Annotated in this window: 25 protein-coding genes, 1 tRNA gene and 1 pseudogene; 13 read left to right on the forward strand and 14 right to left on the reverse strand. The window is 66.2% G+C overall.

The window, feature by feature from the left end; translation table 11 throughout:
* Positions 1–60 precede the first annotated feature (60 nt).
* From CHX26_RS15390 to CHX26_RS15405, 4 genes are all read right to left on the reverse strand, one after another.
* Positions 61–1,188 carry an energy transducer TonB gene (locus tag CHX26_RS15390; RefSeq protein ID WP_104943127.1) on the reverse strand — a complete coding sequence of 376 codons (1,128 nt, stop codon included), beginning with the start codon at positions 1,186–1,188 and terminating at the stop codon, positions 61–63.
* Positions 1,189–1,249: 61 nt separating this feature from the next.
* Entirely contained in the window at positions 1,250–1,792 is a 543-nt protein-coding gene (ssb, locus tag CHX26_RS15395; RefSeq protein WP_104943128.1) for a single-stranded DNA-binding protein, read from the reverse strand.
* Positions 1,793–1,955: 163 nt separating this feature from the next.
* Positions 1,956–2,630, reverse strand: coding sequence for a COQ9 family protein (locus tag CHX26_RS15400; protein WP_104943129.1), 675 nt, complete (start codon positions 2,628–2,630; stop codon positions 1,956–1,958).
* Position 2,631: 1 nt separating this feature from the next.
* Positions 2,632–3,273 carry an ankyrin repeat domain-containing protein gene (locus tag CHX26_RS15405; RefSeq protein ID WP_233997201.1) on the reverse strand — a complete coding sequence of 214 codons (642 nt, stop codon included), beginning with the start codon at positions 3,271–3,273 and terminating at the stop codon, positions 2,632–2,634.
* Between the two features lie 112 nt (positions 3,274–3,385).
* On the opposite strand from CHX26_RS15405, the gene CHX26_RS15410 reads away from it, so the two are divergent.
* The 6 genes and pseudogenes from CHX26_RS15410 to CHX26_RS15435 all read left to right on the forward strand — a co-directional run bounded on the left by CHX26_RS15410 (position 3,386) and on the right by CHX26_RS15435 (position 7,340).
* Positions 3,386–3,991, forward strand: a complete 606-nt coding sequence (locus tag CHX26_RS15410; RefSeq protein WP_104943130.1) for an SCO family protein — start codon at positions 3,386–3,388, stop codon at positions 3,989–3,991.
* A pseudogene (locus CHX26_RS15415) lies at positions 3,979–4,466 on the forward strand (YcgN family cysteine cluster protein). Before CHX26_RS15410 ends, CHX26_RS15415 begins: the two are co-directional and overlap by 13 nt.
* On the forward strand, positions 4,463–5,185 hold the full coding sequence (locus tag CHX26_RS15420; RefSeq protein WP_104943131.1) for a M48 family metallopeptidase: 723 nt from the start codon (positions 4,463–4,465) through the stop codon (positions 5,183–5,185). Before CHX26_RS15415 ends, CHX26_RS15420 begins: the two are co-directional and overlap by 4 nt.
* Positions 5,186–5,228: 43 nt before the next feature.
* Entirely contained in the window at positions 5,229–5,714 is a 486-nt protein-coding gene (locus CHX26_RS15425; RefSeq protein WP_104943132.1) for a hypothetical protein, read from the forward strand.
* Between the two features lie 8 nt (positions 5,715–5,722).
* Positions 5,723–6,697, forward strand: a complete 975-nt coding sequence (gene ribD / locus CHX26_RS15430; RefSeq protein ID WP_335682327.1) for a bifunctional diaminohydroxyphosphoribosylaminopyrimidine deaminase/5-amino-6-(5-phosphoribosylamino)uracil reductase RibD — start codon at positions 5,723–5,725, stop codon at positions 6,695–6,697.
* A 16-nt stretch (positions 6,698–6,713) separates the two neighbouring features.
* Positions 6,714–7,340, forward strand: a complete 627-nt coding sequence (locus CHX26_RS15435) for a riboflavin synthase (RefSeq protein ID WP_104943134.1) — start codon at positions 6,714–6,716, stop codon at positions 7,338–7,340.
* Here CHX26_RS15435 and CHX26_RS15440 read toward each other — a convergent pair.
* Genes CHX26_RS15440 through CHX26_RS15450 form a run of 3 tightly spaced genes read right to left on the reverse strand, consistent with a single transcriptional unit; the run spans position 7,337 to position 9,979 of the window.
* A complete protein-coding gene (locus CHX26_RS15440) occupies positions 7,337–7,906 on the reverse strand; it encodes a GNAT family N-acetyltransferase (RefSeq protein WP_104943135.1) in 570 nt (189 codons plus the stop codon). The two genes, CHX26_RS15435 and CHX26_RS15440, sit on opposite strands and share 4 nt — an antisense overlap.
* Positions 7,907–7,916: 10 nt before the next feature.
* Complete coding sequence (locus tag CHX26_RS15445; RefSeq protein ID WP_104943488.1) at positions 7,917–9,092, reverse strand: amino acid aminotransferase; 1,176 nt, start codon at positions 9,090–9,092, stop codon at positions 7,917–7,919.
* Between the two features lie 59 nt (positions 9,093–9,151).
* Positions 9,152–9,979: a DUF1134 domain-containing protein gene (locus CHX26_RS15450; RefSeq protein ID WP_104943136.1), complete on the reverse strand. Its 828-nt coding sequence runs from the start codon at positions 9,977–9,979 to the stop codon at positions 9,152–9,154.
* Between the two features lie 292 nt (positions 9,980–10,271).
* Here CHX26_RS15450 and CHX26_RS15455 point away from each other — a divergent pair.
* Positions 10,272–10,362: transfer RNA gene (locus CHX26_RS15455), tRNA-Ser, on the forward strand.
* 147 nt (positions 10,363–10,509) lie between these two features.
* Here CHX26_RS15455 and CHX26_RS15460 read toward each other — a convergent pair.
* Genes CHX26_RS15460 through CHX26_RS15470 form a run of 3 tightly spaced genes read right to left on the reverse strand, consistent with a single transcriptional unit; the run spans position 10,510 to position 13,015 of the window.
* A complete protein-coding gene (locus CHX26_RS15460; RefSeq protein ID WP_104943137.1) occupies positions 10,510–11,088 on the reverse strand; it encodes a Smr/MutS family protein in 579 nt (192 codons plus the stop codon).
* On the reverse strand, positions 11,085–12,272 hold the full coding sequence (gene mltA / locus CHX26_RS15465) for a murein transglycosylase A (protein ID WP_104943138.1): 1,188 nt from the start codon (positions 12,270–12,272) through the stop codon (positions 11,085–11,087). Before mltA ends, CHX26_RS15460 begins: the two co-directional genes overlap by 4 nt.
* A 41-nt stretch (positions 12,273–12,313) precedes the next feature.
* Positions 12,314–13,015: a Tim44/TimA family putative adaptor protein gene (locus CHX26_RS15470; RefSeq protein WP_146107756.1), complete on the reverse strand. Its 702-nt coding sequence runs from the start codon at positions 13,013–13,015 to the stop codon at positions 12,314–12,316.
* Between the two features lie 212 nt (positions 13,016–13,227).
* Here CHX26_RS15470 and secB point away from each other — a divergent pair, with 212 nt between their 5' ends.
* The 4 genes from secB to CHX26_RS15490 all read left to right on the forward strand — a co-directional run bounded on the left by secB (position 13,228) and on the right by CHX26_RS15490 (position 17,268).
* Positions 13,228–13,773, forward strand: coding sequence for a protein-export chaperone SecB (gene secB, locus CHX26_RS15475; protein WP_104943139.1), 546 nt, complete (start codon positions 13,228–13,230; stop codon positions 13,771–13,773).
* 61 nt (positions 13,774–13,834) lie between these two features.
* Positions 13,835–15,400 (forward strand): murein biosynthesis integral membrane protein MurJ, encoded by a 1,566-nt coding sequence (gene murJ, locus CHX26_RS15480; protein WP_104943140.1) that lies wholly within the window; start codon positions 13,835–13,837, stop codon positions 15,398–15,400.
* Between the two features lie 16 nt (positions 15,401–15,416).
* Positions 15,417–16,436, forward strand: coding sequence for a tryptophan--tRNA ligase (gene trpS / locus CHX26_RS15485; RefSeq protein ID WP_104943141.1), 1,020 nt, complete (start codon positions 15,417–15,419; stop codon positions 16,434–16,436).
* Between the two features lie 148 nt (positions 16,437–16,584).
* Positions 16,585–17,268 (forward strand): DUF4136 domain-containing protein, encoded by a 684-nt coding sequence (locus CHX26_RS15490; protein WP_104943142.1) that lies wholly within the window; start codon positions 16,585–16,587, stop codon positions 17,266–17,268.
* A gap of 113 nt (positions 17,269–17,381) precedes the next feature.
* Here the strand turns inward: CHX26_RS15490 and dut are convergent, their stop codons facing one another.
* From dut to CHX26_RS15510, 4 genes are all read right to left on the reverse strand, one after another.
* Positions 17,382–17,834 (reverse strand): dUTP diphosphatase, encoded by a 453-nt coding sequence (dut, locus tag CHX26_RS15495; RefSeq protein ID WP_104943143.1) that lies wholly within the window; start codon positions 17,832–17,834, stop codon positions 17,382–17,384.
* The gene (locus CHX26_RS15500; RefSeq protein WP_104943144.1) at positions 17,831–19,465 is read right to left on the reverse strand and encodes a bifunctional phosphopantothenoylcysteine decarboxylase/phosphopantothenate synthase; all 1,635 of its coding nucleotides are present in this window, start codon (positions 19,463–19,465) and stop codon (positions 17,831–17,833) included. The genes dut and CHX26_RS15500 overlap by 4 nt, the downstream gene beginning before the upstream one ends.
* A 197-nt stretch (positions 19,466–19,662) precedes the next feature.
* Positions 19,663–21,219, reverse strand: a complete 1,557-nt coding sequence (ubiB, locus tag CHX26_RS15505; protein WP_104943145.1) for a 2-polyprenylphenol 6-hydroxylase — start codon at positions 21,217–21,219, stop codon at positions 19,663–19,665.
* A gap of 4 nt (positions 21,220–21,223) precedes the next feature.
* On the reverse strand, positions 21,224–21,979 hold the full coding sequence (locus CHX26_RS15510) for a class I SAM-dependent methyltransferase (RefSeq protein WP_104943146.1): 756 nt from the start codon (positions 21,977–21,979) through the stop codon (positions 21,224–21,226).
* A gap of 176 nt (positions 21,980–22,155) precedes the next feature.
* Here CHX26_RS15510 and mutM point away from each other — a divergent pair, with 176 nt between their 5' ends.
* Positions 22,156–22,971, forward strand: coding sequence for a bifunctional DNA-formamidopyrimidine glycosylase/DNA-(apurinic or apyrimidinic site) lyase (gene mutM, locus CHX26_RS15515; protein ID WP_104943147.1), 816 nt, complete (start codon positions 22,156–22,158; stop codon positions 22,969–22,971).
* 174 nt (positions 22,972–23,145) lie between these two features.
* Positions 23,146–23,406: a 30S ribosomal protein S20 gene (gene rpsT, locus CHX26_RS15520; protein ID WP_104943148.1), complete on the forward strand. Its 261-nt coding sequence runs from the start codon at positions 23,146–23,148 to the stop codon at positions 23,404–23,406.
* Positions 23,407–23,824: the final 418 nt, after the last annotated feature.

The raw sequence follows: 23,824 nt of genomic DNA on the forward strand, positions 1-23,824 counted from the left end.
GGGAGGCTGAAGGGGGGCTAAGGGCGGTCTGATCCGAACCTGACCCCAGTCTGAAACGGCCTAGGCCGGATCCGCCGTGCCTGGCTCGTCCTCCCCGCTCTCCTTCGAACGGAGGCGAAAGATCACACGGTCAATGCAGCCCTTGAGCCCGGTTTCGAGCGGTTTGAAGCGCGCGTTCCTGATCACGTTGACGGCCGCCTCGCCGAATTCGCTGCTCGGTTGCGCGTCCAGCACTTCGATCGCCCCGATCTCGCCCCAGGGCGCCACATCATAGCGCAGGATCGCCCAGCCTTCGATCGCGCGCCGCTGGTAGCTGGGCGGGAAGACAAGGCGCGGCTCCCGGTCCCACTGGTCCTTGATCTCGCAGGCCGGATTGCCCTTGGTATCTTCCTTGGGCGGGATCGGCGGGGCGGGAATCGTCTCTGCCCCCGACCACCATGCCTGCAGGCAGCCGGTGCGTGGTCCGCCGGCATAGCGCCCTGCCGCCACCGCCGCACGCGCCTCTGCATCCAGCGCGGCATCACCCGTGGTGAACGGCGTGGCGAGGTTGACCGGCACCCCGTCACTGTCGATGTCATAGGTGACATAGGTCCAGTGACGATCGCCTTCGCGGCGGGTCAGCTTGCGGAAATCGGGATAGCTGCGCGTCAAGGGTGCCAGCCGAGGCTTGTCGCGGCAATCGCCGGGCGACATCCGCTCCCACACCGGTTTGCCCAATCGCAGGCGCTGGGCAACGCCGAGCGCGGCGAGCGTTTCCAGAGGTGCCTCGGCGATGCTCTGCGTCTGCGCGGTGTAACGGATGGTGCAGTCGGTTTGCGGTGCGGCGACAGCAAAGCGGCTGGCACGCAGCGAAGGCATGAAATCGCGCAGCAGCATTCGCGACCTCGGCTCGACCACCGCCGTCATGCCGAAGGCGCGGCCATCGGCGTCGATCGCGAAGCGGATTGTGACCTCGTCGGGGGCATTGGCCAGCCGCGTGACCAGTGGCTGCGGATCGGGCGCGACAAATCGTGCGGGCGCGATGCGGACACCCTTGCCGCAGGTGACGCCTGACGCCTGCCAGGTCAGCACGTGCGGGTCGCGCGGGGTTGCGCCCGGAACGACATCAATGGCCGGAGGCGGCGGCGGCGGAACGGCAAGCGCGGGCGAACCCAGCGCGAGAGCAAGAACCGAAAATCGCGCCAGCATCGCCTGTCTCCCGCCGGAAAGCCCGACGGGGGCCAGCTTAACCGTCAAACAAATGCTTGTGTCAAAACGGAATATCGTCGTCAAGATCGTCGTAGCCGCCGCCACCGCCACCGCCAGAGGGGCCGCCGCCGAACCCGCCACTGCCAGAGCCGCCGCTGCTGCCGCCGCCCTGATCCCAGCCGCCGCCACCGCCGCCGCCATAACCGCCCGACCGGCCACCGCCGCCGCCGCCGCCGCCGCCGCCGCCGCCGGGTGCGCCGTCAAGCATGGTCATCACCGAGTTGGGCCCGCGCAGCACCACTTCGGTGGTGTAACGATCCTGCCCGTTCTGGTCGGTCCACTTGCGGGTCTGGAGCTGGCCTTCGATATAGACCTTGCTGCCCTTCTTCAGATAGCGTTCGGCCACGCCCGCCAGACCTTCGTTGAAGATCGCGACATTGTGCCATTCGGTCTTTTCCTGCCGTTCGCCGGTATTGCGATCCTTCCAGGTTTCCGAGGTCGCGATCGAGAAATTGCAGACCTTGCCGCCGTTCTGGAAGGTCCGCACTTCGGGGTCCTTGCCCAGATTGCCAATCAGCATGACCTTGTTGAGCGAACCCGCCATCGAATAACCCTTCCCGTCAATTACTTAACCCCGGCATCCAGAATGCGCCGCGAATCTGTCCGAGACAATAGGCAAGGTTAGCCCGAGGCGCATCATCGCCCCGCGGTTAATCCACGGCTCGGATGTGTTTTCGTTGCCTACCGCTTCGCTGCTTGAGGCGGGGTTACCGCGCCGGATAGCGCAGCCGGCCGAGGAAGCGCGTCAGGCTCGGCAGTTCGCGGTCCTTGTTCAGGAACTGCGCCTTGACCTTCTCGAACTTCATCACCCCGTCGATGCGGCGTTCGAGGAAGGCGTGGGTATCGGCCTTGCCTTCCGAATCGTCGTTGACGAACACCGCCAGCGTCGCCGAGTAGATGCCAGCCAGAATCGCGCGCTTGGTGTAGTGGTTGTAATCGGTCGCGGTGTCGCCCGCGAGCCGCCACATGATGTCCGCCGAGCGCCAGCCCAGCTTCAGCGCGCGGCGCACATTCTGCGGCTGGGCCATCACCGCCAGCGCGCGGCGCACCGCTTCGTCGATATGCGCGACCGCTTCCAGCCGGAAGGCGACCAGCGTGCGGATGCGTTCGCGGATCTTCAGGCTGGCGAGACGTTCGGCGGGCCATTCGGCCTCCATCGCCTGATCGACCGAGGTGATCCACGCTTCGATCATGTCCATCGGCCTTGCCCCCGGAAAGGCAAGCCTTGCCACATCGACATCGCAGCCCGCCATTTCGGCAGCGGCAATCAGCGCCGTCTCGTTCCAGCCATCGAAAATCGCCGAGGCGGCAATATCGGGGGCCAGCGCGACGCGCAGTTCGTCCAGCGTCAGGTCAGCGAAATCGGTTGTGGTCATGGTCATGTCAGAAGGAAGGCCCGTAATCTTTCTTGGTTCCCGCTTCGGCGCGTTTCTTGTCGGCGTTGATGAATTCCTGCTTCATCAGCGAATTGCCGCTCATCAGCTCCATGTAATCGCGGGCCGAGCGGCCGGAATTGTCGTTGCGGTCAGGATCGCCGCCCTTGTCGAGCAGCAGGCGCACCAGCCCGACATTGCGGGCATGGACAGCCGCGATCAGCGGCGTTTCGCCCGTCTGGTCGGAGACATTGATGCTGGCGCCCCGCTTGATCAGCTCCTCGACCCCTTCGATGAAGCCGCGCTGGGTGGCCAGCTGCAAGGGCGTGATGCCGCGCTTGTTGCGGATGTTGGGATCGGCCCCGCGCTGCAGCAGGAACCGCACCCACAGCGCATCGTCGCGTGCGACGGCGATATGCAGGCCCGTATCCCCACTGGTGATGTCGCGGCTGTTGATCAGCTGATTGCCCGGCTTGTTGAGCATGTCGGTCGCCTCGTCCCCCTTGCGATCCTTGACCGCTTCGAGGAACTTGTAACCCTCGGACTGGAACTGCGCGGCGGCCGGGGCAGTCAGCCCCAGCGCCAAGGCTGCAAGGATCGCACTGGCAATCCCGGAGCGAAGCCCTAATTTGCGCAAAACATCGCAGGACACGGTTTGATCCTTTCGCATTACCTGTCACACCATCGGCCCGTTGGGCCATCGGCAGATATCGGGCGCACGGGCAAGCCTGACGCGCCACTCGCAAGAAGTCAGTTAGCAGAGCATGAACCGCATCAACAAGCCTTCCGCCGCATTCACCTTCGCAATCCTTGGCGCGCTGACGCTGGCCGGGTGCGATTCCGCCGCGCCCATGCCCGAACCGCCGCTGGCGGGCGCGGCCATCGGCGGTGACTTTGCGCTGACGAACAGCAAGGGCGAAACCGTGCGCTGGGACGATTTTGCGGGCCGGTACCGGGTGGTCTATTTCGGCTATGCCTTTTGCCCCGACATCTGCCCCACCGACATGCAGCGCGTGGCACAGGGGCTGAAGGCGCTGAAGGCGAGCGATCCCGACAAGGCCGCGCGAATTGTCCCGATCTTCATCACCATCGACCCCGAACGCGACAATCAGCAGGTGGTCGGCGAATTTGCCGCCGCCTTCTCGCCCGATATCATCGGCCTGACCGGCACGCCCGAACAGATCGCCGCCACAGCCAGGGCATTCAAGGTCTACTACGCCAAGGGCGAAGACGTGGAGGGTGGCGGCTATCTGGTCGATCACTCCAACGTCACCTACCTGTTCGGCCCGCAAGGCGAGCCGATCGCCACCCTGCCCACAGACAAGGGCGGCGAGGCCGTGGCGGCGGAACTGGCGCGATGGGTGAACTGAGGACGCGCTTCTGGGAGCTGCCGCTGGGCGAGCTGACCCGGCCCGAGTGGGAGGCGCTGTGCGACGGCTGCGGGCGCTGCTGCCTGCACAAGCTGGAAGACGAGGACACCGGCGAGATCGTCGATACCAACATCGCCTGCCGGTTGCTCGACACGCGCACCGCGCAATGCAGTGACTATCGCAACCGCAAGGCCTTCGTGCCCGATTGCCTGCGCCTGACCTTGCGGATCGTCGAGCAGGTCAGCTGGTTGCCCTCGACCTGCGCCTATCGCCTACGGGCCGATGGGCGGCCGTTGCCGGGCTGGCATTACCTGATTTGCGGTGATCGCGATGCGGTGCGCCGCGCGGGGTGTCCGTGATCGGCCGGGTCGTCAGCGAGACGGATGCCGGGCCGATGGAACACCATATCACCGAATGGCCCGCGCCCCGCGCTTGGAACCCGGCGTCGCTGGCGGGGGAAGGAGAGGAGGCATGATCGACTGGCTGCGCCGACAGCCGCTCGACCCCGAGATCGAGCTGGGGGGCAAGCGCCTGCCGATCAGGCTCAAGCGGCTGCACAACGCCCGGCGGTTGACCTTGCGGCTGGCGCCCGATGGTTCGGAAGTGCGGATCACTCTGCCCGCTTGGGCCGAGGGGCGTGAGGCGATTGCCTTTGCCCATGCCCGCCAAGGCTGGCTGGCCGGACAGCTCGCCAAGATGCCGCCCCGCGCCGCGCCCGAACCGGGGGGCGAGATTCGCTATCGCGGTGCGCCGCTGCGGCTGGCGTGGGAACCGCGCGCCCCGCGCACTCCGGTGGTGCAGGGAGACAGTCTGCACATCGGCGGGCCGCAGAGCGGGCTGGAAGGGCGTCTGCGTCGCTGGCTTGAGGCCGAAGCCCTGCGCCTGGCCGAAGCCGACATGCGCGACTACTGCGCCGCTGCCGAGCTCGATCCGGTGCCGATCGGCCTCACCCGCGCCCAGCGCCGCTGGGGATCATGTTCGGACAAGAACCGCATCCGCATCAACTGGCGGCTGGTGCAGGCCCCCGATCACGTGCGCCGATCCGTAGTCGCGCACGAGGTCGCGCATCTCGTCCACTTCGACCATTCGCCCGCCTTCCACGCCCTGCTCGCCCGGATCTTCGAGGGCGAGATCGCACTGGCCGACCGCTGGCTGAAGGAACACGGGCGCACGCTCTACGCCAGCTTCGGCTGACGCGGCGGTTGGCCTCTGCGCCCGCAGCGCCTATATTGCCGCCATGGCCTTCAAGTCGCTTTCAAAGTCGCGCTTCAACCCGGTCGGCGGTTTCGCCGATTTCTGGAACGAATTCCGCCGCCCCAACCCCTATCGCTGGCCGATCCTCGCGGCCTCGGTGCTGCCGGTGGCGGGGATCCTCTACTGGGCGCTCGATCAGCAATTCTACGGCGAGCCGGAACGCCCGCGCATCACCTATATCACCACGCTTGAGGAAGGCCGCAGCGATGCCGAGATCATGGCCGAACTCGTCGCCAATCAGGAAGTGAAGGACCTGCGCGCCGCCGAGGAAGCCCGCATCGCCGCGCGCAAGAAGGATATGTACAAGGCGCTCGGCCGGGCGGCGGGGATGGATGTCGAGGAAATCGAGCGCAAGGCCGAGGCCGAGCGGGCCGCTGAGAAAGCCGCCGCAGACAGGCGCCGCGAGGAGGCGGCAAATGCCAGCACCAATGCCAGCGCGGCTCCCGTTCAGGAAAGTGCCGAGCAATAGCCGCAACCCTGCCCCCCGATGATCACGCGTGGATGGCCGCCGCCGCACGGCTGGCGCTGCGTGCGCGTCCGCTTGCCCGCCCCAATCCGGGTGTCGCGGCGCTGGTCGTCCATTCGGGCCGGGTGATCGGACGCGGCTGGACTCAGCCCGGTGGTCGCCCTCATGCCGAGGCCGAGGCGCTGGCGGGCCTCACCTCCGAACAGCTTGCAGCCGCAACGCTCTACGTCACGCTCGAACCCTGCGCGCACCAGTCAGAACGCGGGCCAGCCTGTGCCGACCTGATCGTGGCCGCACGGCCTGCGCGGGTCGTCATCGGCCAGCACGATTCCGATCCGCGTACCAGCGGGCAAGGTATCGCCCGGCTGGAAGCGGCGGGAATCGTCACGCGCTTGCTGGATGATCCCGCCTCTGCCGCCAGCCTTGCCGGTTTTCTCACCCGCCAGCGCGCGGGCCGCCCGTGGGTGACGCTCAAGCTGGCGACCTCGCTTGATGGCTGTATCGCGCTGGCCGACGGCACCAGCCGCTGGATCACCGGCGAGGCTGCCCGCGCCCATGTCCATGCCCGCCGCGCCCAGCATGATGCGATCCTGGTGGGCGGCGGCACCTGGCGGGCTGACGCGCCGCGGCTCGATGTGCGCCTGCCGGGACTGGAGAGCCGCTCGCCGCAAAGGGTCGTGCTGACAGGCGGGACACCCCCCGAAGGCACCACCGCGCTCGCTTCGCCGCAGGCCATCGCCGGGCTGGAGGGCGTGCACCATCTCTATGTCGAAGGCGGGGCCGCAACCGCGGCCGCCTTCCTCGCCGCCGATCTGGTGGACGAATTGCACCTCTACACCGCGCCGATCCTGATCGGTGACGGACGCCGCGCACTGGCCGCTCTGGGCCTTGCCAGCCTCGCCGCTGCGCATGACCGCTGGCAACTGGCCGAGCGCCGTCAGCTTGGCAGCGACCAGTTCACCGCCTATTGGCGCACCCGCAACTAACAAGGATCCCCGCCCCATGTTCACCGGCATCGTCACCGCCATCGGCACCATCGCCAGAGCCGACCAGCGCGGCGACATGCGGCTGCGCATCAGCGCCCCGCTCGATCCGGCGCGGATCGACATCGGCGCCTCGATTGCGTGCTCGGGCGTGTGCCTGACCGTGGTCGAGCGTGGCGGGTCGGCTGGCGATGCGTGGTTCGATGTCGATCTGTCGAGCGAGACGGTCAGCCGCACCGTGCCGGGCATGTGGGAAGCGGGCGCGCAGCTCAATATCGAACCGTCCCTGCGGCTCGGCGACGAGCTTGGCGGGCATATCGTCACCGGCCATGTCGATTCGGTCGGTGAGGTGGTGATGGTCGCGCGTGACGGCGACAGCTGGAAGATCGCGATCAGAGCGCGCGCGGAGATGGCACCCTTCATCGCCGAGAAGGGCTCGATCACGGTCAATGGTGTGTCGCTGACCGTCAACGACGTGCGCGACCGGCCTGACGGCACCTGCGACTTCCTGCTCAACATCATCCCCCACACCGCCGCTGTCACCACGCTCGGGGCGCTGGCGGAAGGCGACCGGGTCAATCTCGAGATCGACGTGCTGGCGCGCTATCTGAAGCGCATGCAGAGCCTTGCGGCGGCGGCGCGCTAGGCCAGCGGCCCTATCGCAAAGCTTTCGCGCGTGATGACATAGGTGAGGTGCGAGATGATCGTGCCGCCCGCCATGATCCGCTCCTCGTGCCGGTCGGTCAGGCGCGCACCGATGTTCTCCAGCGCGCGGCGCGAGCGGGTGTTGCCCTCGCCCACCAGAAACCGCACTTCGGCGACGCCGAAAGGTTCAGGGGCGAGCGCATGGGCCAGCATCAGGCGTTTCATTTCACGGTTGTAAGTGCCGCCCCAGTGCGAGCGTGCCAGAAACGTCCAGCCGATCTCCACCGATCCGCCGCCTGCCTCATTGGGCGCCTCTTCCAGCCCATGAAAGCGCGTGGAGCCGATGACCGCGCCGGTCCTGGCATCCAGCGCCACCAGCGCGCCCCTGTTCGCCAGCGCATCATCGAAGAAGGCGCGAAACACCGGTTCGCGCCAGCGGTCATGCGCGGGATGCTGAGCCCAGATCAGCGGATCGGAGGCGACTGCGAACAGCGCGTCCCAATCCTCGGCGCGCAGCGGGCGCAAGCGAATATGCTCGTCCTCCAGCACCGGCTGGCGGTCGAGCATGAGCGCGCGCCTATTGTGCCACCGCCGCCAGTGCGGCGATGAATTTCGGCAGGTTGGCTTTCGTCAGTCCGGCGATGTTGATGCGGCCGGATGCGGCCATGTAGATGCCGTGATCTTCGCGCAGCTTCGCGACCTCGTCCTTGGTGACCGGCAGCATCGCGAACAGCCCGTTCTGGGTGCCGAGCGGCGTCAGGTCGATCCGCCCGGCCGTCCCGGCACCGGCAAGTGCATCGCGCACGCCGCGCATCCGGGCGCGCATGTCATCGAGTTCGGCAAGCCACTGCTTCGTCATGTCGGGATCGCGCAGGATGATTCGCACTGCCGCGCCGCCGTGATCGGGCGGCATCGACCACGCCGCGCGGGCCAGCGCATTGGCGTTGGAAAAGGCGGTGTCGAGCTGCCCGGCCTCACGCGCCAGCACATAGAACGCGCCGACCCGGTCGCGGTACTGGCCGAAGTTCTTGTCGCAGGAATAGGCGATGAAGGCTTCCGGCACTGCGGCCAGCACGGCGCGCATCCCGGCAGCGTCTTCCTCCATGCCCTGGCCCAGCCCCTGATAGGCCGAATCGATGATCGGGAAGGTGCCGCTGGCGGCGAAGGCCTCGGCAATCGCGGCCCATTGATCCGCAGTGTAATCGATCCCGGTGGGGTTGTGGCAGCAGGCGTGGAGCAGCACCGCTTCGTCCGCACCCGCACCGTTGATCGCAGCCAGCACGGCGTCGAGATTGGCCGTGCCGTCGGGGTTGGCGTGATCGAACGGTGCCAGTTCCATGCCCAGATCGGCGAGGATCTGCGCGTGGTTCGGCCAGCTCGGCACGCCCATGTGGACGCGCTTCACACCCGCCTTCTGCGCCAGCGCCAGCGCAAGGCGCACCGCACCCGTGCCGCCCGGGGTCTGCATCCCCTGAATGCGCCCGCCCATCGTCGGGTCAGCGCCGAAGATATAGGGCATCAGTGCGTTGACGAAGCCCATGTCGCCTTCCGGGCCGAGGTACGACTTGGAATCCTGCGTATCGACCAGCGCCTGTTCCGCCGCCTTGATTGCGGCAAACACCGGGGTCGCGCCGTCCTCTGTCCGGTAGACGCCCACGCCAAGGTCAATCTTGTCCTCGCGCGGGTCGGCATTGTGGAGGCGGATCAGGGCGAGCAGCGCGTCGGGCGCCTGGGGGCTGAGTCGGTCAAGCATCATGGCCGCGGCCATGGCGCGTCACTCGGCGTATCGCAACCGGGTTTTCGCGCAATTTCCTAGAACGGCAACCAGCGCTGCTTCTTCGAAAACTTCATGTAACCGGCATTGACCCCGAGACGCAGCCCCGCGCCGACCCGGATCGGGATCAGCACGATATCGCCGCGCCTGAGGTAGCTGGCGTGCAGTCCGCCGACGAAATAGGCCTGCCCCTCACCTGCCGGGAAGCGTTTGAACAGGTCTTCGGTGTCGTAGAGGTTGTAGACCAGCACGAAGGTGTTGGCGGCATTGGCCCCCGCATCGAAGCCCACCGAAGGCCCGGTCCAGTAGACCTTCTGTTCGCCTTCGATCTTGTGATGCAGCGTGCCCGAACCATAGCGCGCGCCGACGATGAACGCCCCGCCCGCCTCACGCCCGACGATGTAGCCATTGGGTTCGCCCTGCTTCTTCAGCAGATCCTCGATCAGTTTGGCGAGCCCTTCCGCGCCCTTGCCGAACACGCCCTCGGCTGCACCGATCAGGTCATCCTCGCCATAGGTCGCAGCACCTGCCGAGGCGGTGGTGGCAACCGGCGCTGCGGCGGCACCCTGCTCCGGCAGCGGCGCGACATCGCCAGCGGGCGGCGCGGCATAGTCTTCAAAGGCGCTGTCGACCGATGGCTCATCGGGCAATTGTGCAGGAGCCGGGGCCGGAGCCGGTTGAGCCTGCGGGTTCATCAGATCGCCGTCGATCCCGCTGTCCTGCGCGTTATAGGCGGCATCCGGATCGAAGGTTTCCAGATCCTGCGCCGTCGCCGGAACGGCAAACGCCAGGCCCGCCAGCGCCGCAACGGCAAGCGCCGAAAACCGGCGACGAAGATCGGGGAAACGGGCGGTCATCATGCGCATCAGTCAGCCTTTCGCAAGCTCGTGTCAGCCCCCGGTTCTCTACGCACCGCACGAGAATCGCTTCCCGGCCCATACGCAACCGCCCGTCGCCGGAGCGAATCGGATTTGCGACGAGTGGTTAACGCGGCGCTAACCCGGCAAGGCTGAACGCCTGCCGAACCAGATGCTTGCGCAGGTTTCCGCCAGACCGCACCCGGCATGGGCAAGGGCAGATGCCTTTTTTGTCCAAGCCACCTTGCCGCTGGCCCAAGGGCCGATTATAGCGCCGCCCCTACAGCCCAAGCTGTTGCCCGGAGACGTGGGTGAGTGGCTGAAACCAGTTCCCTGCTAAGGAACCGTACTCTATCAGGGTACCGAGGGTTCGAATCCCTCCGTCTCCGCCACTTTCATCCGCAAGATCGCGCCTTCCCCACCCTTTGGGGAACTACCCCGGAAACCGGCGCCGATGTTTCATGTGAAACAGTGCTGACGCGGCGCAAAAGAGCGGCGAGGCAAGGCAAGCGGGGGGCTACACCCGGTCGAGGCCTGCTCTAGCCGCGCTTGAGGATCAGGTAGAGCGCGCCTTCCCCGCCGTGCCGCACATGCGCGCGGCGCACCGCCGTGATCGCGCCCGCATGACGGCTTGCAGCCAGCCAATCGAGCAGCTTGGCGCGGATCGCCCCGCGTTTCGCCATCCGGTCGGCCGGATCGACCGGGCGTTCCCTGCCCGCTACCACCAGCACCACCCGCGCGCCCATGCTGCGCGCCTGATCGAGCGCGCTCATCACCCGGTCATAGGCGGTATCAAGCGTATGGCCGTGCAGGTCGAGCGTCAGGTCAGGTTCCAGCCGCCCGGACTTCACCCGCCGGTCCCAGTGCGAATCGAGTCCCGGATGGGGCGGCGGCGCAGGCACGGGCGGCGACGGGCGGACGCCGCCGGCCTTCGGGCGTCGCGCACCCACCCCCGGCACCTCCTTCACGGATGGGGAGGAAACGGGCGCAGGCTTGGCCCTGGTCTCAGCCATGGCGGGCGGCGCAGGCCGGGCCTTGCCGGGCAGCGGCTTCACGCTTGCGGCGAGATGCGCCCATGCGGCCTGTTCCCCGACCGAAAGCCCGCGGGGGGTTCTCATCGGCGTTCTTCGATATTCCGCATCGCGGCGGCTCTGGGGATCAGCACATAGGCTTTACCGCGCCCGCTCATCCCGCCTGCGATTACCCTTGCATCTTGCCCTGCGCCCCAGAAGGTGTCGAAGCGGTTCGCCCCCTTGATCGCCCCGCCAGTATCCTGCGCGATCCACAGGCCATTGGCCTCGCGCCGGTCAAGATCGAGCCACACCGGCGCGCCCAGCGGCACGAAGGCCGGGTCCGCTGCCACCGAGCTTTCGCGCCGCACCGGCACGCCAAGCGCGCCCAGCGGGCCATCGCCCTGCAATTCAGTGAAGAAGATCCAGCTCTTGTTGAGCCGCATCAGATCACGCCCCTCGCGCGGGTTTTCGCGGATATAGGTCATGATCCCCTGCATCGAGCCCGCATACTTGCCCGGCCCCTCGCCCAGCAGACCGCGCTCGCGCATGACGCTGCCGATGCCGACATATTCGCGGCCGTTCTGCCCGGCATAGCCGATGCGGATCACCTCGCCTTCCGGCGTGATCAGCCGCCCAGAGCCCTGTATCTGGAGGAAGAAGAACTCGACCGGATCGGCAGCCCAGGCAATCACCGGGACACGGCCCATCAGCGCCCCATCCTCAATCGCGGCGCGGTCATGATAGAGCACGAATCGGCCCTGTTCGTCATAGCGGCCCAAGGGCGGGCGACCGGTGCGTTCGGCGGGTTTCACATCGTCGGGCCAGTCGCGCACCAGATCGCCGGGCAAGGCATAGACCGGCACCTCGTATCCCGGGCGGCGGGTGCGGCTGCCAGCGATCTCGGGCTCGAAATAGCCGGTGGCGAAGGCCTTGCCGTCGCCAATTTGCACCGGGGTGAAGTGTTCGGCAAAGAAAGCCCGCGCGCGCTCAGGCGCTGTCGCGCGGGCCGCATTGCAGGCCCCGCGCCACTCATCGGGCCGGGTAAGGCCGCTGGCATCCTCGCGAGCGATCAGGCGCGGACATGATTCGACGAAACTCGCCAGCGCGCCGCGCGCATCGGTGTCGCTGACCGAAAGAGCGGGAAAGGACGGGCCTAGCGCCACCCCAGCCAACACCGCGCTCGCAGCCACCGGCGAAGTGACTGCCGGGGGCGGCACGCTGCCCTGCGGAATGATCCGTCCGCAGCCCGCCAGCGCCAGCATCACGGCCAGAGCCAGCACCCCGCGCATCGACAACTCCTGTGTAGCAAGCGGGCCGCAGCCCCCGAAAATCAACCCTCGTCGGTCTCGTCGAGCAGCCAGTTGGGATCGCGCGCAGTGACATTGCGCGAGAAGGTCCACACGTCGCGGCTCTCGATCGCATCGTCGAGCGAACCGGCGATGACGTTGCCATCCTTGTCGCGCGTCACGGCGGCGATGTCGGCGACGAACAGCAGCGCGATGCGCGCCATGCGTCCGTCGAGCGAGGCGGAGTGGATGCGGGTTTCCTCGATCCGGATCAGGGTGTTGTCCATCGTTTCACCCGCGGCCTCGCGTTCGTCGATGGCGGCGATGAAGCCCGCGTAGACGTCATCATCGCACAGATCGCGCAGGGTTTCGCGGTCGCCCTGCCAGAACGCTTCGAGCACCATGCGATAGGCGCCGCGTGCGCCATCGAGGAACTGGCCGATATTGAAGTTGCCATCGGCTGCCGCGATGTCGCGCAGGCCGCGTTCGACCGCAGGCATCACGCCTTCCAGTTCAACCGGACGGGCCGGGGCCACCGGCTGCGGCATGGCAGCGCGGGCGATCGCGGGCTTGTCGTCCGATTCGAACCGCTGCACCGCCGGCTCCTCTTCCTGCTCGGCACGGCGTCCGAGCACCGAATAGAGGCGCAGGCCGAGAAAAGCGGCCACCATGGCGAGGAGAACGATTTCGAGCACTGTATCACTTTCCGATCTTCGATCAGGGCCGGGGCACGAGTTACGGCGCATCCTGGCCCAAGGACGCCTACCCTGCCTTAAATGGGTACTTATTACAATTCGCCAACGCCCGATAGGTTGCTGCACAGGTCGAACAGGGTGCACGTGTGGCCGCAGTTGCGGGCGCGGGCTGCCCCTGCTAGGCGCGCGGCTACGATGTCCTTGGCATGATCGCGTGCACCGGACGCACATCCTGTTACCCAATTTGAAAGACACACCCAGCCATGGCCGACGAAGAAGGCGTCCTTACCGATCTCGACAACACGAACAGCGGCGAGCCCAAGCCCAATGGCGCGGACACCATGCCGACGGCGGGGATCATCACGCAATATGTGAAGGATCTTTCGGTCGAGAATCCGGCCGCGCCGGAGGTGTTCCAGTGGCAGGAACCGCCGCAGATCGACGTGCAGTTCAGCATCGGGGCCGAAAATGTCAGCGCCGATGTGCATGAGGTGATGCTGAAGCTGACCCTCACCGCCACCTCGCAGCGCGGCACGATGTACATTGTCGACCTCGCTTATTGTGGTCTGGTGGGGATGCGCAACGTGCCTGAAGATCAGGCCCACGCCTTTCTCTATGCCGAAGCGCCGCGCCTGCTGTTCCCCTTCGCCCGCCGGGTGGTGGCCGATGCGGTGCGCGATGCGGGCTTCCCGCCGCTGATGGTCGATCCGGTGGACTTCAACGGCCTCTATGCCCAGCAGCTTGCCGCGCGCCGCGCCGAGGAAGCCGCGGGCGGCGCGCCGATCGCGCCGGTCACGGGCAACGCCTGATTGACCGGACGGGGCGGCCCACCAGTCATGAGCCTCCTCAAGCCATGAGCCTGCTGAAGCCATGAGCCTGCTGAAAAACGTCGGCACGATCGGCGGGCTTACGCTGGTGAGCCGGGTGTTCGGCTTTGCCCGGGACATTCTGCTCGCCCGCGTCATGGGCGCAGGGGGCGCGGCTGACGCGTGGCAGCTCGCCTTCCAGCTCCCCAACCTGTTCCGCCGCCTGTTTGCCGAGGGCGCCTTTGCGAGCGCCTTCGTCCCGCTGTTCAACCGCCACATGGCCGCAGACGAAAACGCCGCGCGACGCTTTGCTGGTGAGGTGCTTGCCGTTCTCCTGCCGATCCTCGTGGTGTTCGGTGCGGTGATGATGCTGGCGATGCCGTGGGTCTTGTGGGCATTCGCCAATGAAGACCTGCGCGGCAATCCGCAGACCTATGAACTCGCGGTGCTGATGGGGCGAATTGCGTTCCCCTATCTCATGTTCATGAGCCTTGCGACGCTGGTGGCAGCGATCCTCAATTCGCTGTCGCGCTTCGCCGCTGCGGCGGCTGCGCCGATCCTTCTCAACATCTGCCTTTTAACGGCGCTGGTGTGGGGCGCGTTGCAGTCACCCGGAGAGGCGACGCGGGCGGCAACCGGCATCGGCCTTGCGATTGCCGTGTCGGTCAGCGGGATGCTGCAACTGCTGTGGCTTTACTGGTTCATGCGCCGCGCAGGGTTTCGAATCCCGCGCCTCACCCCCAAGGTCACTGCCCGCGTCAAGGAGATGGGGGTGCTGATCGTGCCGGCCGTGTTCGGTGCGGGAGTTTATCAGATCAGCCGTTTCATCGATCTCGCCTTTATCCGCGGACTTCCTGACGGGAGCCTCACCTACATGGCGATGGCCGACCGCTGGAACCAGTTGCCGCTGGGCATTATCGGCATTGCACTGGGAACGGCGATCCTGCCCGCCCTGTCGCGCTATATCTCGAAGTCCGAGGACGAGGAGGCGGTGCGCCTTCAGGCCAATGCGGTGGAACTCGCGATGCTGCTGACCCTGCCCTGCGCAGTGGCGCTGTTCATCACCGGGTTTGCCTTCGTCAAAGCCTTCATGGAGGGTCAGGCCTTCACCGCGGAGGATGCAGCGGTAACCGGCATGGTCACCTCGGCGCTGGTGGTGGGCCTGCCCGCCTATGTGCTGGTCAAGGTGCTGACCCCCAATTTCTTCGCGCGGGCCGACACCCGCACCCCGGTCTATACCGCCGCTGCATCGCTGGCGGTGACGGTGGGACTGAACTTCCTGCTGGTGCCGGTGCTGGGTGTCGTCGGCCTTGCGCTGGCAGGGGCCATCGGGGCGTGGGTCAATATCGCGCTGCTGGGCAGCATTCTGGCGCGGCGCGGCTTCTTCCGCCTGCCTGCCCGCGTGCTGGGTCGGATCGGACGGATTGCGCTCGCCTCGGCTCTGATGGGGGCGGCGCTGTGGGGACTGATGCAGATCATTAGCCCGTGGCTTGACGGCCCCTTCACCATGCGCCTTGCCGCCATTGGCGCAATCCTCGGCGTGAGCCTTGTCACCTATGGCGCGGCGACGGTGGTGCTGGGAGTCCTCGACAAGGCCACGATCCAGCGCCTAATGCGCCGTCAGACTTAAGCAATCAGGACATATCATGCGCGTCGTCTCCGGCATCCAGCCCACTGGCAAGCCCCATCTCGGCAACTATCTCGGGGCGATCCGCAATTACGTGGCCCTGCAGGACGATGCCCATGCGGCGGGCGGCGAGTGCCTGATCTTCATCGCCGATCTCCACGCCCTGTCGATGCCGCACGATCCGGCCGAGCTGCGCGCCTCGACGCTCGAACTGGTGGCGACGCTGGTCGCCTGCGGGCTCGATCCGGACAAGGCGATCCTGTTCAATCAGGCGCAGGTGCCGCAGCACCCGGAACTGCAATGGCTGCTCAACGGCACGGCCCGCATGGGCTGGCTGAACCGCATGACCCAGTGGAAGGACAAGGCCGGCAAGAACCGCGAAGGTCAGTCGGTCGCGCTCTTCACCTACCCCGTGCTGCAAGCCGCCGACGTGCTGCTCTATCAGGCGACCCATGTTCCGGTAGGCGAGGACCAGAAGCAGCACCTCGAGCTGGCCCGCGATATCGCGCAGAAGTTCAACAACGACTTCGGCAGCGAAGACGCACCGATCTTCACGCTGCCCGAACCGATCATCCCGGTCGAGGCCGCGCGCATCATGTCCCTGCGCGACGGCAGCGCCAAGATGTCGAAGTCCGACCCATCCGACATGAGCCGCATCAATCTGTCCGACGATGCCGACACGATGGCGCAGAAGGTGAAGAAGGCGAAGACCGATCCCGAGCCGCTGCCCTCGGAAGAGGCCGGGCTGGCCGAACGGCCCGAAGCGCGCAATCTCGTGGGCATCTACGCGGCGCTTGCCGGGCAATCGCAGGCGGAGGTGCTGGCGCAGTTCGGCGGGCAGGGCTTTGGGGCGTTCAAGCCTGCCCTCGCCGATCTGCTGGTGGCAAAGCTCGGCCCGATCCGCGACCGCTTCGTGGCGCTCAAGGAAGATACCGAGGCGCTCGACGCGATCCTCGCACGCGGGGCGGCCAAGGCGCGTGAACGGGGCGCACCGACGCTGGCGGCAGCCTACAAGGCGCTGGGACTGGTGCGGCATTGATCCGCCCGCTCCGGCGCAGCAAACCCTTGCGACGAACCGCAGCAGGCGTGCGGCAAATCATTCAATTGCGGTTCATTCGCGAGAGATATGATATCGCGCACAAGCTCCATTGCCGACATTGCAATGGAAGCGAAACAAGGGTTGTGCCATGTTGACGAAGATGAACTCGATCAAGTCCCTGACCCGCCTTGCGCTGCCGGTGGCCCTCGCTCTTGGCGCGGCCGCCTGCACCACACCGTTCAAGGCCGACGTGTCGCGCTTTGCCGTGCCGCTGCCCGCGCCCGCCGGGCAGAGTTTTGCGGTTGTGCCGGAAGATCCGAAGTTGGCGGGCGGACTGGAATTTGCCACCTATGCCAATGCGGTCGCTGCCGAGATGCAGGAACTGGGCTATGTCCGTGCCTCGTCCCCGGAATCGGCCGATCTGCTGGTGCGGTTCGATTACCGCGTCGATGGCGGGCGTGAGCGCGTGCGCACCGATTTCAACGGCGCTGGCTTTGCCGGCGGTGCCTGGGGCCCGTGGGGGCCGTGGGGCGGCTGGGGTGGCGGCTTCGGCGGCTGGGGCCTCGGTTTCAATGATCCGTTCTTCGGCGGCCCGAACGTGCGCAGCTACACGATCTACACCAGCGGCATCGATCTGAAGATTGACCGTGCGGCCGATGGCCAGCGTCTGTTCGAAGGCAAGGCCGAAGCCGTGTCGCGCTCGAACCGCTTGCCGCGCCTCGTGCCGAACCTGGTGGACGCGATCTTCACCGGCTTCCCCGGCAATTCCGGCGAGACCCTGCGGATCACCATTCGCGACGACAACGAAAAGACCGTGCGCCCGACCGATTGATGGTGTAAGGCTGCACGCAAGAGACCCTTGGACGGGAACGAGAAGGCGGCGCAGGGGATCGCGCCGCCTTTTTTGTGTCCGGCCACCTTTGGTGACGCATGCCACCCGCAAACCTAAAGCTTGGCATGACCCCCGGTCGAACCGAAGCCGCCCTCGCCCCGCTCGGTCGCGTCCAGTTCCGCGACCTCGTCCCACGCCGCCTGCACCACCGGCGCGAGCACCAGCTGTGCCACGCGGTCGCCGCGCTGAATCGCGAAGGGCTCGGCGCCGTGGTTGATCAGGATCACTTTCAGTTCGCCGCGATAATCGCTGTCGATCGTGCCGGGCGTGTTGGGCACGGTGATGCCGTGCTTCAGCGCCAATCCCGAACGCGGGCGCACCTGGATCTCATAGCCTTCCGGGATCGCCAGCGCGAGGCCGGTCGCGACTGCATGACGCGCAGCCGGAGCAATCGTCACCGATTCGGCGCTCACCACATCCATCCCCGCCGCGCCCGATGTGGCATAGGCGGGCAGCGGCAGACCCGCGCCGTGTGGCAGGCGCTTGACCTGAACGGGGATGCTCATTCCGCCGCCTCTGCGTGCAAGGTCGCCGCGATCCGCTCCACCAGCGCCATCGCGACCGCTGCCTTGGGCATTTCGTCGAGCGTTTCGACCCCGTCGCCGCTGATGATGTGGACGCGGTTCAAGTCGCCCCCCATCACGTCCCCGGATACGTCATTGGCCACGATCCAGTCGGCGCTCTTGCGCTTGCGCTTGGCCTTGGCGTGATCGAGGACATTGTCGGTCTCTGCGGCAAAGCCGATCACCAGACCGGGCCGCCGGGGCGCGGAGGCGACATTGGCGAGGATGTCGGGATTTTCGGTCAGCATCAGCGCAGGCGGAGCCGAACCGCGCTTCTTCATCTTTTCCCCGCGATATTCCTTGGGCCGCCAATCCGCCACCGCAGCCACCATGACCGCAACGTCGGCCGGCAGAGCGCGCTTGACCGCGTCGGCCATCTCATTGGCGCTTTCGACATCGATACGGGTAACGCCAGCCGGGGTCCTGAGCGATACCGGCCCGGCCACCAGTGTCACCTGCGCCCCCAGCGCGGCCGCCGCTGCCGCGATGGCAAAGCCCTGCTTGCCGCTTGACCGGTTGGCGATGTAGCGCACCGGATCAATCGCTTCCCAGGTGGGCCCGGCGGTGACCAGGACGTGACGCCCGGCAAGCGGACGATGCCCGGCCTCCACACCCAGCGCCGCGCCTTCGGGAACTTCGTCCAGCACGGTCTCGATGGCATCCGGCACGGCTGGTGCGATCAGTTCGGGGCGCGATTTGCGGGGATCGACGAGGTGATTGATCGCTTCGGCGTCGATCGGCGGCGCTGCACCTGCCTTGCCCTTCTTTGCCAGCAGCGGGCCGGACAGATCGGGGGCGAATTCGGGTGCGGGTTCCTCGGCTTCAACCGGAAGATCATCGGGCGAAGGTTCGGGCAATTCCTCGAATTCCGCCTCGATCTCGTCATGGCTGCGCTTGGCGGTGGAGCGCGGGATGATGCGCGACAGCAGCCCGCCGAGGCCGCCTGCCGGTTCAAGCTCGCCGCCCTCCTCGTCCTCGGGCTCCAGCGCCTCGACTTCGATCCGGGGGCGTGGAGGCGCAGCGACCGCGATACCGAAATGGGCCGCGATTTCGCGCCAGATCGCCTCGGGCTCGGGCAGGCGGCCATAGCCGAACTCGCCGCAAGCCATCGGGCCTTCATCAGGCTGGAGCACAGTGACGCCCGCGCCCTCCAAGGTGGCGATATTGCGCTGGGTGGCCTCGTGCTCCCACATCCGCACGTTCATCGCGGGCACGGCCATCACCGGCTTGTCGGTGGCGAGAATCAGCGTGGTCGCCAGATCATCGGCGATCCCGTTCGCCATCTTGGCAAGCAGATCGGCTGTCGCCGGACAGACGACCACCAGATCAGCCTCGCGGGAGAGCTGGATATGGCCCATCTCGGCCTCGTTCTTGAGATCGAACAGGTTGGTGTAGACTTGGTTTTCCGACAGGGCTGCCAGCGCCATCGGGGTGACGAACTGCTGCCCGCCCTTGGTGACGACGCAGGTGACCTCGCCCCCGCCCTTGCGGATCAGGCGCACCAGCTCGCACGCCTTGTAGGCCGCAATGCCGCCGCCCACGACCAGCAGGATACGCGGACCTGCGCCCGTCATCCTGCTTGCCCGCCGTAAATGCCGATCAGTGCCATCGAACCGAAAAACTCCCGAGGTGCCGCCATCCTTGCGCGGCACCGCCACACCAACCTAGACCCGCCCTGCCCCTGCGCCAAGCAGCGCGCGCACAGTCTTGGCGCGCATGATGGGTGCGGTGTGGTTAAGATTGCGCTTACGCCGGTGCAAGCGCGATTATGTCACCCGATCCAGCCCAGCGCCACCGCACCCCACACCGCGCCGGCCCCGATCAGGCTCGCCGCGACATAGCCAAGCACGCCCCGCCCTTCACGCTTGTCGGTGATCAGCGGAATCTCCGGCAGCGGCGGGGGTTCAGGGGCGCCGCCCTTGGGCGGGAACATTTCTTCCACCCGCCGGATCAGGCCCGGCAGGCGCAGCAGGGTTTCGGTGTCCTGCTTGAGGCGGTCCGCGAGCGCGGCTTCCGGCCCCAGTTCATCACGGATCCACTCGCGCACATAGGGCGCGGCGGTGTCCCACATGTTGATATCGGGATTGAGCTGCGTCGCGATCCCTTCGACCATCACCATCGTCTTCTGCAGCAGCAGCAGGTGCGGCTGGGTCTGCATGTCGAAATCGCGGGTGATCGCGAAGAGCCCGTCGAGCATCTGGCCGACGGAAAGCTCCTTCACCGGCTTGCCGCGCATCGGCTCGCCCACCGCGCGCAGGGCGGTCGCGAATTCGCCGACCGAATGATAGCTCGGCACATATTGCGCCTCGAAATGGATTTCCGCGACGCGCTGGTAATTGCCGGTGGTCAGCCCGTAGAGAATCTCCGCCAGCCATTGCCGCGCACGCCGGTCGATCCGGCCCATGATCCCGAAATCGATCGCGACGATGGTGCCGTCATCCTCGACGAACAGGTTGCCCTGATGCATGTCGGCATGGAAGAACCCGGCGCTGATCGCCTGGGTGAGGAAGCTGATAACGAGCCGCTCTGAAATGGCCCCAAGGTCGTGCCCACGCGCGCGTAATTCATCGACACGGCTGATCTTGATCCCGTCGATCCATTCGACTGTCATCACACGGCCATTGGTGCGGTCCCAGTCGACCGCCGGGATGCGGTAGCCGGGGACGCCCGCCATCTGCTCGGCCAGTTCGCTGGCGGAAGCCGCCTCGCGCCGCAGGTCGAGCTCCGAGTTCGTCCAGCGCTTGAAGTTGGCGATGGTGAGGCGCGGGCGCAGGCGGCTGGCTTCTCCGCCCATCGCCTCGACATGGGCGGCGGCCCATTCATAGGTCTGGATGTCGCGCGCGAATTTTTCGCGGATGCCGGGGCGCAGCACCTTGATGGCGACCTTGCGGCCATCGGTGGTGACGCCCCTGTGCACCTGCGCGATGCTCGCCGCGCCGACCGGCACGGGGTCGATTTCGCTGAACAGCTTTTCGAGCGGCTGGCCGAAGCTCGATTCGATCGCCGCCCTGATCTGCGCGAAAGGCACCGGCGGCAGCGAATCCTGCAAGGACAGCAGGTTGTTGGCCGCTTCCTCGCCGACCAGATCGGGGCGGGTGGCAAGGCTTTGGCCCAGCTTGATCGCGGCCGGGCCAATGGCGCGGAAAGCGCCCGCATAGTCGCGGGTGCCGGATTTGCCGGTCAGCGTCGCCAATCGGGCAAGCCGCACGAGACTGCGCAAGGCAGCAGGCGCATTGGGATCATTCTCGATCCCAACCAGCGCGCGCCGCCGGGCAAGCGTCACGCCCCAGCGCGCAAGGCGGGAAAGGTGGACGACGGAAGATGTCACTGGCCTAGATCTTCCACCCCGAATGGATCGCCACCGCGCCGCCAAGGATGATTTCGGCCTTGGTGTTCACAAACCCTGCCGCGGCAATCATCCGTTCGAACTCGGGCGCCTGAGGGAACTTGCGGATCGATTCCGCGAGATAGCGATAAGAATCCGCATCCCCGGCAATCACCTGGCCCATGCGCGGCATGATGTGCATCGAATAAAGATCGTAGATCTCGCGGAAGCCCGCCCAATCGGTGACCGAGAATTCCATGCAGAAGAACCGCCCGCCGGGCCGTAGCACGCGGTACGCCTCGGCCAGCGCCTTGTCCTTGAAGGTGACGTTCCGGATGCCGAACACGATGGTGTAGGCATCGAAGGTGTTGGCAGCGAAAGTCACGGCCTCGGCGTTCTGGTGCGAGAACACGAGGCTGCCCGCGCCCTCCGCCTCGTCGCGCTCCATCGCGCGCTCGGCGCCCACGTCGAGCATGTCCTGATTGATATCGGCGACCGTGACGTTCGCGCCGCGATCAGCCATGCGGAAAGCGATGTCGCCGGTGCCGCCTGCCATGTCGAGGATGTTCTCGCCCGGCTGCGGCTTCACGCGGCGCACGAAGCGATCCTTCCAGCCGCGGTGCATCCCGAAGCTCATCGCATCATTCATGATGTCGTATTTCTTGGCAACGCTGGAGAAGACCTCGCCTACCTTGCGGGTCTTCTCCTCGGGGGTTACCTCGCTGTAGCCGAAGGAAACGGTTTGGTCGGTGGTTTCGCTCATGCGTGGTTCCCTAGAGGGAATTGCCCCATTGGCAAAGGGTGATAGAGGCAATCTTTGTTGCGTCCGCTGCGCTTCCCGCTCCCCCGCCCCTCCCCCCCCGGATATCATATCCTGAAGGGTGAAAGGGCAATGGAGCAGGTGGCACGGCCCAGTCAGCGAGAGCGAACACCGAAGAGATGCCTGAACTGCCCGAGGTCGAAACCACCGTTCGCGGTCTTGCCGTCTTCCTCGAAGGGGAGAGGATTACGCGCGTCCAGCTGAACCGGCCCGACCTGCGCCGGCCCTTTCCGGCCGATCTGGTGCAGGTGATGACCGGGGCGACGGTCAGCTCCCTGTCGCGCCGCGCCAAGTATGGTCTGATGCACCTTGATCGCGGGGCGACGATGATCTTCCATCTCGGCATGAGCGGGCGCTGGCGGATCGATCCGGAAACCCCCGACACCCACGATCACCTCCTGCTCGAAACCGCCAGCCACACGTTTGCCCTGTGCGATCCGCGCCGCTTCGGCTCGGTCGATCTGGTGGGGACGGACGCGCTGGATCACTGGCCGCAATTCGCCGCGCTCGGCCCTGAGCCGCTGGGGCCGGGGCTGACGGCGGCGCATCTCAAGGCCGCGCTCAAGGGCAAGACCCAGTCGATCAAGCTGTGCCTGCTCGACCAGCGGATCGTGGCGGGCCTCGGCAATATCTATGTCTGCGAGGCGCTGTGGCGCGCGGGCATCCGGCCGACCAAGCCCGCCGGCAAGGTCACAGGACCGCAGCTTGAACGGCTGGTGCCGGCGATCATCGCCGTACTCGAAGCGTCGATCCGCGACGGCGGCTCGACCTTGCGCGACTATGCGCGGCCCGATGGGGAGCTGGGCTATTTTGCCAGCAGCTTTGATGTCTACGGGCGCGAAGGCGAGGCCTGCCGCCGGGACGATGGCGGCGTGATCCAGAGGATCGTGCAAGGTGGACGCAGCACATGGTATTGCCCGGTTTGCCAGAAGTAGAGCGGGTGCAACGTGCTCTGCCAAGGGAATCGTTGACCTTCGGGCTGCTTCTGACTATGTGCGCCGCTTTCCGGCGGTCGGACCATGAGTCTGCTCGCCCCTTTCGAGCACACCCACGGATTTCCTTCCGGTCGCTCAGCGCGGCCTGAACCAAACGCGAGACAGACACGAATTATGGCCAATACGCCGCAAGCCAAGAAGCGCATCATCCGCAACGCCAAGCGCGCCGAAATCAACGGTGCGCGCATCAGCCGCATCCGCAGCTTCATCAAGAAGGTCGAAGCGGCCTGCGAAGCTGGTGACAAGGATGCCGCCGCCGCTGCCCTCAAGGCGGCTCAGCCGGAAATGGCGCGCGGCGTCGCCCGCGGAGTGCTGCACAAGAACACCGTGGCCCGCAAGATGTCGCGCCTGACCCGCCGAGTCGCCACGCTCTGATTCGGTTTTCAGGCCGCTAGGTAGTCATCCCCATGGGGTGAATGGCGGTTGTAAACCACGCAACGAAATGCACGGGCCGCGCTTGACCAGCGCGGCCCTTTTCGTTTGTGGCCATTGTGACCGCAGCGACCGGAGCAAATGTCAGGATTTCTCGCGATTCGCGCATCCTGTTTCCCACTTTTCTATTAAAAACAGAATCTTGAACGCAAGTCTGCGGGACTGCGACGAGTCAACAGGAATATTTCATTTTTTTTAAAAGTCCGCGCTTGCGCAAAGCGCCGCAGCGTTCTTTACAGAGAGCACGTCCGGCGCGGGACAGTCCGGGCAATTTACAAACTGACCGACAGGGGGGTTCTCCGATTCATCGATTCGGAGAAGGGAAAGGCAGTGCCTGTCGCAATGGGATATAACAGGCCTG

Source organism: Porphyrobacter sp. HT-58-2, assembly GCF_002952215.1.
Lineage (GTDB): Bacteria > Pseudomonadota > Alphaproteobacteria > Sphingomonadales > Sphingomonadaceae > Erythrobacter.

Excerpts from the sequence above, each read along its gene's own strand:
- CHX26_RS15400 (WP_104943129.1), bottom strand. The coding sequence starts at position 2,630 with ATGACCATGACCACAACCGATTTCGCTGACCTGACGCTGGACGAACTG.
- CHX26_RS15410 (WP_104943130.1), top strand. The coding sequence starts at position 3,386 with ATGAACCGCATCAACAAGCCTTCCGCCGCATTCACCTTCGCAATCCTT.
- CHX26_RS15445 (WP_104943488.1), bottom strand. The coding sequence starts at position 9,092 with ATGCTTGACCGACTCAGCCCCCAGGCGCCCGACGCGCTGCTCGCCCTG.
- mutM (WP_104943147.1), top strand. The coding sequence starts at position 22,156 with ATGCCTGAACTGCCCGAGGTCGAAACCACCGTTCGCGGTCTTGCCGTC.
- CHX26_RS15390 (WP_104943127.1), bottom strand. The coding sequence starts at position 1,188 with ATGCTGGCGCGATTTTCGGTTCTTGCTCTCGCGCTGGGTTCGCCCGCG.
- ssb (WP_104943128.1), bottom strand. The coding sequence starts at position 1,792 with ATGGCGGGTTCGCTCAACAAGGTCATGCTGATTGGCAATCTGGGCAAG.
- CHX26_RS15440 (WP_104943135.1), bottom strand. The coding sequence starts at position 7,906 with ATGCTCGACCGCCAGCCGGTGCTGGAGGACGAGCATATTCGCTTGCGC.
- CHX26_RS15425 (WP_104943132.1), top strand. The coding sequence starts at position 5,229 with ATGGCCTTCAAGTCGCTTTCAAAGTCGCGCTTCAACCCGGTCGGCGGT.
- dut (WP_104943143.1), bottom strand. The coding sequence starts at position 17,834 with ATGAGCATCCCCGTTCAGGTCAAGCGCCTGCCACACGGCGCGGGTCTG.
- CHX26_RS15490 (WP_104943142.1), top strand. The coding sequence starts at position 16,585 with ATGTTGACGAAGATGAACTCGATCAAGTCCCTGACCCGCCTTGCGCTG.
- CHX26_RS15510 (WP_104943146.1), bottom strand. The coding sequence starts at position 21,979 with ATGAGCGAAACCACCGACCAAACCGTTTCCTTCGGCTACAGCGAGGTA.
- rpsT (WP_104943148.1), top strand. The coding sequence starts at position 23,146 with ATGGCCAATACGCCGCAAGCCAAGAAGCGCATCATCCGCAACGCCAAG.
- CHX26_RS15500 (WP_104943144.1), bottom strand. The coding sequence starts at position 19,465 with ATGACGGGCGCAGGTCCGCGTATCCTGCTGGTCGTGGGCGGCGGCATT.
- CHX26_RS15460 (WP_104943137.1), bottom strand. The coding sequence starts at position 11,088 with ATGAGAACCCCCCGCGGGCTTTCGGTCGGGGAACAGGCCGCATGGGCG.
- mltA (WP_104943138.1), bottom strand. The coding sequence starts at position 12,272 with ATGCGCGGGGTGCTGGCTCTGGCCGTGATGCTGGCGCTGGCGGGCTGC.
- CHX26_RS15450 (WP_104943136.1), bottom strand. The coding sequence starts at position 9,979 with ATGCGCATGATGACCGCCCGTTTCCCCGATCTTCGTCGCCGGTTTTCG.
- CHX26_RS15435 (WP_104943134.1), top strand. The coding sequence starts at position 6,714 with ATGTTCACCGGCATCGTCACCGCCATCGGCACCATCGCCAGAGCCGAC.
- murJ (WP_104943140.1), top strand. The coding sequence starts at position 13,835 with ATGAGCCTGCTGAAAAACGTCGGCACGATCGGCGGGCTTACGCTGGTG.
- trpS (WP_104943141.1), top strand. The coding sequence starts at position 15,417 with ATGCGCGTCGTCTCCGGCATCCAGCCCACTGGCAAGCCCCATCTCGGC.
- CHX26_RS15420 (WP_104943131.1), top strand. The coding sequence starts at position 4,463 with ATGATCGACTGGCTGCGCCGACAGCCGCTCGACCCCGAGATCGAGCTG.
- secB (WP_104943139.1), top strand. The coding sequence starts at position 13,228 with ATGGCCGACGAAGAAGGCGTCCTTACCGATCTCGACAACACGAACAGC.
- CHX26_RS15470 (WP_146107756.1), bottom strand. The coding sequence starts at position 13,015 with ATGCGCCGTAACTCGTGCCCCGGCCCTGATCGAAGATCGGAAAGTGAT.